The 8,102-nt window shown below is 52.0% G+C and carries 13 protein-coding genes and 1 pseudogene; 1 reads left to right on the top strand and 13 read right to left on the bottom strand.

The window, feature by feature from the left end; translation table 11 throughout:
- The first annotated feature begins 163 nt into the window (after window positions 1-163).
- Window positions 164-343, top strand: a complete 180-nt coding sequence (locus NM10_RS15255; RefSeq protein WP_071601830.1) for an integrase core domain-containing protein — start codon at window positions 164-166, stop codon at window positions 341-343.
- A gap of 59 nt (window positions 344-402) precedes the next feature.
- Here NM10_RS15255 and NM10_RS14960 read toward each other — a convergent pair whose 3' ends face one another.
- From NM10_RS14960 to ylxM, 13 genes and pseudogenes are all read right to left on the bottom strand, one after another.
- Window positions 403-531, bottom strand: a complete 129-nt coding sequence (locus NM10_RS14960; protein ID WP_256378956.1) for a hypothetical protein — start codon at window positions 529-531, stop codon at window positions 403-405.
- A gap of 622 nt (window positions 532-1,153) precedes the next feature.
- Entirely contained in the window at window positions 1,154-1,696 is a 543-nt protein-coding gene (locus tag NM10_RS04580) for a hemerythrin domain-containing protein (RefSeq protein ID WP_239639606.1), read from the bottom strand.
- A gap of 37 nt (window positions 1,697-1,733) precedes the next feature.
- Window positions 1,734-2,327 (bottom strand): hypothetical protein, encoded by a 594-nt coding sequence (locus tag NM10_RS04575; protein WP_020310428.1) that lies wholly within the window; start codon window positions 2,325-2,327, stop codon window positions 1,734-1,736.
- A 14-nt stretch (window positions 2,328-2,341) separates the two neighbouring features.
- On the bottom strand, window positions 2,342-2,584 hold the full coding sequence (locus NM10_RS04570; RefSeq protein ID WP_020310427.1) for a DUF1858 domain-containing protein: 243 nt from the start codon (window positions 2,582-2,584) through the stop codon (window positions 2,342-2,344).
- Between the two features lie 236 nt (window positions 2,585-2,820).
- Complete coding sequence (locus tag NM10_RS04565; RefSeq protein WP_014016003.1) at window positions 2,821-3,555, bottom strand: YebC/PmpR family DNA-binding transcriptional regulator; 735 nt, start codon at window positions 3,553-3,555, stop codon at window positions 2,821-2,823.
- A 14-nt stretch (window positions 3,556-3,569) separates the two neighbouring features.
- The gene (locus NM10_RS04560) at window positions 3,570-4,142 is read right to left on the bottom strand and encodes an RNA methyltransferase (RefSeq protein ID WP_020310426.1); all 573 of its coding nucleotides are present in this window, start codon (window positions 4,140-4,142) and stop codon (window positions 3,570-3,572) included.
- A complete protein-coding gene (trmD, locus tag NM10_RS04555) occupies window positions 4,142-4,876 on the bottom strand; it encodes a tRNA (guanosine(37)-N1)-methyltransferase TrmD (RefSeq protein WP_020310425.1) in 735 nt (244 codons plus the stop codon). Before trmD ends, NM10_RS04560 begins: the two co-directional genes overlap by 1 nt.
- Window positions 4,873-5,376, bottom strand: coding sequence for a ribosome maturation factor RimM (gene rimM / locus NM10_RS04550; RefSeq protein ID WP_020310424.1), 504 nt, complete (start codon window positions 5,374-5,376; stop codon window positions 4,873-4,875). Before rimM ends, trmD begins: the two co-directional genes overlap by 4 nt.
- 6 nt (window positions 5,377-5,382) lie before the next feature.
- The gene (locus tag NM10_RS04545) at window positions 5,383-5,790 is read right to left on the bottom strand and encodes a YlqD family protein (protein ID WP_020310423.1); all 408 of its coding nucleotides are present in this window, start codon (window positions 5,788-5,790) and stop codon (window positions 5,383-5,385) included.
- A gap of 8 nt (window positions 5,791-5,798) precedes the next feature.
- A pseudogene (locus tag NM10_RS04540) lies at window positions 5,799-6,025 on the bottom strand (KH domain-containing protein).
- Window positions 6,026-6,040: 15 nt separating this feature from the next.
- On the bottom strand, window positions 6,041-6,310 hold the full coding sequence (gene rpsP, locus NM10_RS04535) for a 30S ribosomal protein S16 (protein ID WP_020310421.1): 270 nt from the start codon (window positions 6,308-6,310) through the stop codon (window positions 6,041-6,043).
- 54 nt (window positions 6,311-6,364) lie between these two features.
- Window positions 6,365-7,720, bottom strand: a complete 1,356-nt coding sequence (gene ffh, locus NM10_RS04530) for a signal recognition particle protein (RefSeq protein WP_020310420.1) — start codon at window positions 7,718-7,720, stop codon at window positions 6,365-6,367.
- Between the two features lie 13 nt (window positions 7,721-7,733).
- The gene (gene ylxM, locus NM10_RS13230; protein ID WP_071601829.1) at window positions 7,734-8,063 is read right to left on the bottom strand and encodes a YlxM family DNA-binding protein; all 330 of its coding nucleotides are present in this window, start codon (window positions 8,061-8,063) and stop codon (window positions 7,734-7,736) included.
- Window positions 8,064-8,102 lie beyond the last annotated feature (39 nt).

Here is an 8,102-nt window from a genome sequence, read left to right as displayed (position 1 = left end):
GTATTCATGCCGTGACGGAAACGTTAAAGCATCAGCGTTCCAGCCATTATCAATTCAGATCAAGGCAGCCAGTTTACCAGTGATGATTACAAGAATCTGCTTCGTAACCTCAATATCCGCCAAAGTATGGACGGCAGGAGCCGCTGGGCAGACAACATCATGATTGAACGATTGGTTCCGTAGCCTCAAAACGGAGCAGCTCTATCCGAACGAATATCGCACCCCAAGAGAGCTTCGACGTCTGATTAACCAATACGTAGATGATTACAACAACATACGGCCCCACGAGGCATTAGGCTACAAGGTTCCCAACGAGTTTTACTTTGCTTGCTTCGCTGCTTAGAATAATTCTGCTTACTGCCACTCTTAAAATTTTAGAACGTGGTCTTGACAAGGGGCCCATTATAGTTCGCAGCAGTCGCGTTCTTTAAGGACCGCCCGACATTCGTCCACGTCAAGGGCAAATTTCTTATAGCAGTTATAGATGAACTGGATATCTTGCTGTGCTTGTACTACGTCAATCTGTTTCATTCCTATCGCCTCCTTGGACATATTATTATACATCAATAAGAGGACAGAATGTGTCTTAGCATAAAAAAAAACTTGTCGCCGCGCGACAAGTTTTTTAGTGGTTAGTGGCTAGTAGCTAGCAACGGGTAAAAATTTTAAGCCAGCTTCTACAAACTACAAACTCCGTACTACAAGCTATGTAAAAAAAGCAACCTCTCAGTCAGCTTCGCTGACAGCTCTCCTATGAGGAGAGCCGGGCCGTCGTGAATCCTGTGTACAGCCTTTTAGCATAACGAATGACTCGTGGTTTGAAAAAGCCTACCATCATCCAGAATAGGTTATGCCCAAATCTCACAGCGGGCCGCCCAGCCACAGCTGTCCGTTTTGGCAACCGTCCTGCGCCTTCTGTCGGTCGGCACCTGACGGGCCAAAAAGGCTTGGGCCGGCCCCTACGCACAAGGCCGCTGGCTGTGTTTTTTTATTTCACTTTCATCGCCTGTATGCGATTTCGTAGGGGACGTCCTGTTAAGGCGTCCCGCCGTGACTCCTGGATACAGCCGGAATTTATGCCCACTGGTACACGGTCGTAATACCACCATGAGTCCGATGCGGCCCGCGGCCTACGGGCGGCCCATAGGCGGCCTTACGCGATTTTATATTTCTTTTCCAGGCGGTCCAGGAGTTCCATGTAGCCTTTTACGAATTCCGGGCCTTCTTCTTGTTCCATGTCTTTTACAGTCTGGTCGATTTTAGCTTTGATATCATCGGACAGGCCGCGGTCGGCTAAGGGGTAGACGACGTTGTTTTCTTTTTCTACGTGCTGCTGCAGGCGGTTGGCATAGGCCATGGCTTCGGTCAGGACCTGGAGTTTATATTCCGTCTTCGGTTCCTGGGCGTAGAGTTTGAGGGCTTCGTCGAGGGCCCGGACATGGGCACGGATGAGGTCGTGTTCGACGAGCATGCCGTGCTTGATGATGATGGAGGCGACTTCTTCCAGGTGGTCGACCATTTCAGGGAAAAGGACGAGTTCTTCCCGGCGGTGATGGTGGCCGTCGGCATAACGGCGGATGAAATCGAGGATTTCGGCAAATTCCTGCTGGTCGATTTCAGCCCCTTCCAGAATAGCGCAACACGATTCTTTGATGACTTTCAGCATCCGTGAAATATTGGCATGTTGTTTAACCATGACTTCCGTGCAATACATAAGGCTCCCTCTCTTTCGTTTAGGCAGATTTCTTGACGATTTCATACTGGCCTTCGGCCGGGCTGGTGAAGGCGTAATCCGTAGCCGATAACAGACCGTCGACCAAGGCCTGGCGCAGGGCGTAGTAGCGGTCGCCGTGGCCCTGCCAGAATTCGCTGTGCAGGTCCATAGTCCGGTCCCAGGTGATGCGGCTGTCATCGCTTTCGCGGACGCGGTTGACCTGGTCGCAGGGCATCCCGTCCAGGAGCAGGTCGTCCAGGCGGTGGAAGGCTTCCGGGGCCGTAGTGGCATTGAGATGCTGGCTGGCACCGAAGTCATAAGCGGCCTGTTTCAGTGCCGTCAGGCGGTCTTCCTGGTCACCGGCAACGTCGAGTACCAAGGCGGCATAACGGCCTTCGGCATCGTGGATGCGCGACTGGAGCCAGCCGTGGATGTTCGATTCGTCGATGACTTCATCGAGTTTGCGGCGGTCTTTGCTGCCGTATTTGTCGACCAAATCGCTGTCGGACCAGCCCTGGCTGGATGCGTAGCGGATGAGTTCGTCGATCAGGCTTTCCTGGAACTGGATTTTATTGTATAACCAAAAATGGATGGGTCCTAAAAATGCGCTCATGATATGTCCTCCTCTTACTGTTTGTTCGCTTCAATGGCAACGTTGACGGCTTTAGTAACGATTTCCGGGTCCAGGCCGTGGACAAAGCAGGCATTGGCCAGGCTTTCCTGCTGCGACGACGGGCAGCCCAGGCAGTGCATCCCCTGAGAAATAAGGGTATCGACGACTTCCGGATGAAGACGGATGATATCGCCCATAATCATATCAGACGTAACTTTTTCATTCATTGCGAATTTATTCAAAACAGATTTCAACATAGTACCTACCTCCTAAGTAAGTGGATGAATTATATCTTATCTCTAAGTGAGGTTCTCTCAACTTCTGAACGTAGTATACCATGGATAAATAGGACAATCGGTTGTTATTACAACGGTTTGGGGATTTAGTGGCTCGTGGTTCATGGCTAGTAAAAAAGCGCTGTCTTTGCGACAGCGCCTTTTTAGGTTTGCAGCTTGCAGTTTGTAGTGAATGGTTCACTAGCCACTAACCACTCTTATTCTTCCTCTTCCGGAAGTTCTGCGTTGTGGTATACGTCCTGGACGTCGTCGAGTTCGTCGAGGGCGTCTACGAAGCGTTCCATTTTTTCAGCGTCTTCTCCCGTGAGTTTGATCGTGTTTTCCGGAACCATGGTGATCGATGCGTGTTCCGTTTCGATGTTGTTGTCAGCCAGGGCTTTTTCGACAGCGTCGAAGGCTTCCGGCGTGGTGATGATTTCGTAGTCTTCGTCGGAAACTTTTACGTCATCAGCACCGGCATCGAGGGCGACTTCCATGATCTGGTCTTCATCGGCCTGGTCGCGGTTGACGACGAAGATGCCCGTGTTGTGGAACATCCAGCTGACACAGCCCGTAGCGCCGAGGTTGCCGCCGGATTTGGAGAATTCGTGGCGGACAGCAGCGGCTGCGCGGTTGCGGTTATCCGTGAGGACGTTGACCGTAACGGCAACGCCTGCCGGGCCGTAGCCTTCGTATACGATTTCTTCGTAGTTCTGGCCTTCTGTAGCGCCAGCGCCTTTCTGGATAGCCCGTTTGATGTTATCTTTCGGGATATTGTTTTCCTTTGCTTTCTGAAGGGCCAGCTTCAGACGCATGTTGCCGACCGGGTCCGGACCGCCCATGCGGACAGCAATCGTGATTTCACGGCCGATTTTGGTCGTGATCTTACCGCGGATTGCGTCGTTTTTCCCTTTTTTACGTTTAATATTCGCCCATTTAGAATGTCCAGACATTCAAATGCCTCCCTTTATTTCCACCAATCTTCGCCGGCCAGGCGATCTAAGATGATAGCTGCTGCCGAACGGACAGATAAGTGATTATATTCCCCGGCCCCGTAAATCGGTTCCAGGATGAAATCAAATTTTTCCATCGTTTCTTTCGTCATCCCGTAGCCCGTGCCAAAGAGCAGGAGGATCGGCGTATCGTCTTCTTCCCGCTTCTGCCGCAACTCCTTATAGGAAATGGTGTTGGCATAGGTCCGCGCGTCCGTCGTGACGACGTAAGGGCGCTTCCCTTCTGCGGCGGTGACGGCTTCGACAGCCGCTTCGATGGACGGGCGGATGTCTACGATATCGAAAGCCTGGGTGCGGTAGCCGTTATAGTTGCGGCCCACCGGGCTTTCCCAGAAATCCATGATTTTATGCACCATATCGAGCTGCCCCGGAATATGGTGGATGATGAAATATTTCTTGACGCCATAAGTCTTGGCCGACCGCGAAATGTCATGCAGATCGTAGTTGGTAATAGCCGTGGCAATGACGTTGAAGTTCTTATCATATATGGGATAATGAACCAATCCGACATACAAAGGGGATTTCATCATTTCTTCGCCCCTTTCAGTTTAGCCAGTATCTTTTGGTCAGCTGGCGACAAATCGCAATGCTGCAAAAGGTCCGGCCGTAATTCCAAAGTCCGCGCCAGCGACGCTTCCCGACGCCAGGCATCGATTTTGGCGTGGTCGCCGTTCCGCAGGACCTCCGGTACGGCCATGCCGCGAAAGACGGCAGGCTTGGTGTACTGCGGATACTCCAGGAGCGACGAATAGAAAGAATCGTCAGCGGCCCCGGCAGCTGCGCCGAGGACTCCGGGAATCATGCGGGCTACGGCATCGGTAACGGTCATAGCCGGCAGTTCACCGCCAGTGAGGACGTAGTCGCCAACGGAAATGGTCTCATCGGCCAAATCCTGTTCGACGCGGTAATCGACGCCTTCGTAATGGCCGCATAATAAAATAAGCTGGTCGTATGTCGCCAGCTCGCGTGCCTTGGCCTGCGTAAAGGTCTGCCCTGCGGGCCCCATGAAGATGATGCGCCGCCGCGGCACCTGACGCCGCACGGCTTCGACAGCGGCATAGAGGGGCGCTGCCTTCATGAGCATGCCGCAGCCGCCGCCATAGATGGTATCATCGACCATGTGATGACGGTCGTACGTGAAATTACGGGGATTGGTCACATCCAGATCCAACAGGCCGGCTGCCCGTGCCCGCCCGATGATGCTGTGTTGGAAGAACGTTTCGATGAGCTCCGGAAAGAGTGAGATAATGTCGATTCTCATTCGTCCACCCACTCCGGCGGATCGACGACAATCTTCTTGGCACTTTCATCAATGGACTTGATGACATCGGGAATGGCGGCCAGGAGTGTTTCCTTGCCGTCATCGGCAGTGACGACATAGACGTCGTTGCTGCCCGTGCGCAGTACGTCTGTAAGTTTTCCCAGTTCATGGCCCTGAAGGTCGTATACGGCCGAGCCGAGGATGTCGTAGATGTAGTGCTGGCCTTTCTGCAGGGGCACTAAATCTTCGCGCGGCACTTGCAGGTCTTTTTTGACCAACAGTTCCGCCGCATTGCGATCATCGACGCCGACAAATTTCATGAGGACGACCCGCTTATGAAGACGTGCGGATTCTACTTCATATTTCTTGCCGTCAATGTAGCCGTATTTCATTTTCAGGAATCGTTTCGGAAAATCCGTATCGGGATAAATACGAACATCACCCCGCACGCCGTGCGGGGCAACGATTTGACCGATTGTGAAAAGATCTAATTCAGCCATCGTATTCTATTGGCGGATAGAAACGATCTTGCCGTCTTCAAGCAGGATTTCCGTTCCCATCAATTTTTCTAAATCATCGCCGACATTGACAACGACAGTCTGTTCAAGCGTGCCTTGTCTGATTTCGGAACCGATTGTCAACTGTTCAGCTTCTTCTCTGTCGTGCTGTGCCTTAGCCTTAGCTGCGGCGAGACGCTGTTTCTGTTCTTCTACTTTAGCACGCAAGGAAATCAACCCTTGTGCATCGATTTTAGCTTGTTCGGTCATCATGCGTTTGGCCTGGAATTCCAGGTTCTGCATTTCCCGATCGATGTCACTCAGGGCCTGGTCAGCACCTTTGAGGATACGATCCTTGAGGGCCTGCGTAACCTTTGCTTTGACAGCGACAGGAACGCGCAATGTAATCTGATCCATGGTTCCTCCTATACGATATCCACTGATACTTTCTTGTTAGCCTTCACTGCCGCAGCCTTGACAACAAGGCGCAATGCTTTCGCAATTTTACCCTGTTTGCCAATGACTTTACCCATATCTTCGGGTGCGACATGAAGCTGATAGACTTCGAGGCCTTTTTTTGAATCTTGGTAACTGTAACCGCATCCGGGTTCTTGACGAGGGACCGGGCGATACATGCAATCAATTCTTCCATAGTATCCAGCCTCACTTACTTTTTGGATGCTTCAAACTGAGCCATGATGCCAGCTTTTTTGAAGATAGAACGGATCGTATCTGTCGGCTGTGCGCCTTTGCCGAGCCATGCTACAGCTGCTTCAGCATCGACGGTCAGACGATTGTCCATGTCTTTGGACGGATCGTACATGCCCAACGTAGCAACCGGGCGACCGTTGTTACGAGCATCGCGGGAATCAGCGACGACGACGCGGTAGATCGGTTTCTTTTTAGCACCTAAACGAGCCAAACGAATTTTAATCATTGAAAATCACCTCCTTGATATAGTATCTTATTTCCACAAAAAAGGGAAATCCATTTAAAAAGGCAGACGCGGCATGAAACCCCGTCGTTTATTCTTCTGTGCTTTCTTGGCCTGCTTCATCTTCATCTTCTGCATTTCTGCGAACTGCTTGATGAGACGGTTGACATCCTGGACGCGCGTGCCGCTGCCCTTGGCGATACGGCGCTTGCGGCTGTCCTTGATGAGCATTTTCGGATTGGCACTCGACCGTTCCTGGGCCGTCATGGATGTGATGATGGCTTCGATTCGTTTGAATTCTTTGCCGTCCATGTCGACTTTGTCGAGTTCTTTCTTATATTTCCCGATGCCCGGGATGAGGCTCAGGAGACTGCCCATATTGCCCATTTTCTTGATCATATGGAGCTGGGACAGGAAGTCATCGAAGGTGAAGGTACCACTTTTCATGGTCTTCTTCATGTTTTCCATCGATTCTTCATCGAAAGCCGCCTGGGCTTTTTCGATGATCGTTTCGACGTCGCCTAAGTCGAGGATACGCGATGCGTAGCGGTTCGGATGGAATTCTTCCAAGCCGTCGAGTTTTTCGCTGACGCCGATGAACTTAATCGGTTTGCCCGTGACGGCCTTGATGGACAAGGCGGCACCGCCGCGGGCATCGCCATCGAGCTTGGTCATGATGATACCGTCGATGCCGAGGGCTTTATCGAAGGCCGATGCAGCCGTAACGGCATCCTGACCGGTCATGGCGTCGACGACGAGCAGGATTTCATGGGGATGAACTTCATTCTTGATGTTGATGAGTTCGTCCATGAGGGTTTCATTGATATGTAAACGGCCGGCCGTATCGATGATGACGACATCGCGTAAATGGCTGGTCGCATAGGGAATAGCGTGCTGAGCAATGGCGACAGGGTTCTTGCTGCCCTCTTCGGTATAGACAGGCATGTCCAGTTCCTGGCCGAGGACCTGAAGCTGCGTGATAGCCGCTGGACGGTAGACGTCGGCTGCGACCATGAGCGGGCTCTTGCCCTGGGACTTCAGCTTCTTGGCCAGTTTAGCGGCTGTCGTCGTCTTACCAGCCCCCTGGAGGCCGACGAGCATGATGATGGTCGGTGGCTTGGGAGAAATGGTGATCCGGCTCTGTGTCCCGCCGAGGAGTTCCGTCAGTTCATCGCGGACGATCTTGATGACCGTCTGTGACGCATTGAGGCTGCCGAAGACTTCTTCGCCGACGGCCTTTTCTTTGACTTTCTTGATGAAATCTTTGGTGACGGCAAAGTTGACGTCCGCTTCCAGAAGGGCGCGGCGCATCTCTTTCAGCGCTTCGCTGACATCCTCTTCAGAAAGCTTCCCTTTGCCGCGGAGTTTTTTAAATGCCGCCTGGAATCGTTCGGACAGACTTTCAAATGGCATAAGGGGCCTCCTTCTATAACTCTATTTCATGCAAAAGCTGTTTCGCTCTTTCAAGGGTTTGCGGTTCTTCCCGGTCGAGAAGCCGCTCTACTTCATCGATCTTATCCCGGACCGCATCGTAGCGGGCCAGCAGATGAAGGCGCTGTTCGTAGCTTTCCAGCGAATGGGAAGCGCGCTTGAGCATATCATAGGCACCTTGGCGGGAAATGTGCAGTTCCTCCCCGATTTCGCTCAGGGACAGGTCCATATCGAAATACATTTCCATACAGCGCCGTTGTTTCTCCGTAAGCAAAGGCCCGTACAAATCGAGAAGCCGTCCCTTGCGGACTACATCTTCAAGCATGGCTTCACCGCCTTTCAAACAGCGTACTTTGGTATTATA

Source organism: Megasphaera sp. NM10 (assembly GCF_000417505.1).
GTDB classification, from domain to species: Bacteria; Bacillota; Negativicutes; order Veillonellales; family Megasphaeraceae; genus Megasphaera; species Megasphaera intestinihominis.
Note: the sequence above shows the minus strand (reverse complement) of the source record. Positions and strands in the feature narration are given on the sequence as shown.

Bases quoted from the DNA above. Each gene is read 5' to 3' on its own strand.
- trmD (WP_020310425.1), bottom strand. From the start codon at position 4,876: ATGAGAATCGACATTATCTCACTCTTTCCGGAGCTCATCGAAACGTTC.
- NM10_RS04575 (WP_020310428.1), bottom strand. From the start codon at position 2,327: ATGAGCGCATTTTTAGGACCCATCCATTTTTGGTTATACAATAAAATC.
- NM10_RS04560 (WP_020310426.1), bottom strand. From the start codon at position 4,142: ATGAAATCCCCTTTGTATGTCGGATTGGTTCATTATCCCATATATGAT.
- NM10_RS04580 (WP_239639606.1), bottom strand. From the start codon at position 1,696: ATGGTTAAACAACATGCCAATATTTCACGGATGCTGAAAGTCATCAAA.
- ylxM (WP_071601829.1), bottom strand. From the start codon at position 8,063: ATGCTTGAAGATGTAGTCCGCAAGGGACGGCTTCTCGATTTGTACGGG.
- NM10_RS04570 (WP_020310427.1), bottom strand. From the start codon at position 2,584: ATGTTGAAATCTGTTTTGAATAAATTCGCAATGAATGAAAAAGTTACG.
- ffh (WP_020310420.1), bottom strand. From the start codon at position 7,720: ATGCCATTTGAAAGTCTGTCCGAACGATTCCAGGCGGCATTTAAAAAA.
- rpsP (WP_020310421.1), bottom strand. From the start codon at position 6,310: ATGATTAAAATTCGTTTGGCTCGTTTAGGTGCTAAAAAGAAACCGATC.
- rimM (WP_020310424.1), bottom strand. From the start codon at position 5,376: ATGGCTGAATTAGATCTTTTCACAATCGGTCAAATCGTTGCCCCGCAC.
- NM10_RS04565 (WP_014016003.1), bottom strand. From the start codon at position 3,555: ATGTCTGGACATTCTAAATGGGCGAATATTAAACGTAAAAAAGGGAAA.
- NM10_RS04545 (WP_020310423.1), bottom strand. From the start codon at position 5,790: ATGGATCAGATTACATTGCGCGTTCCTGTCGCTGTCAAAGCAAAGGTT.
- NM10_RS14960 (WP_256378956.1), bottom strand. From the start codon at position 531: ATGAAACAGATTGACGTAGTACAAGCACAGCAAGATATCCAGTTCATC.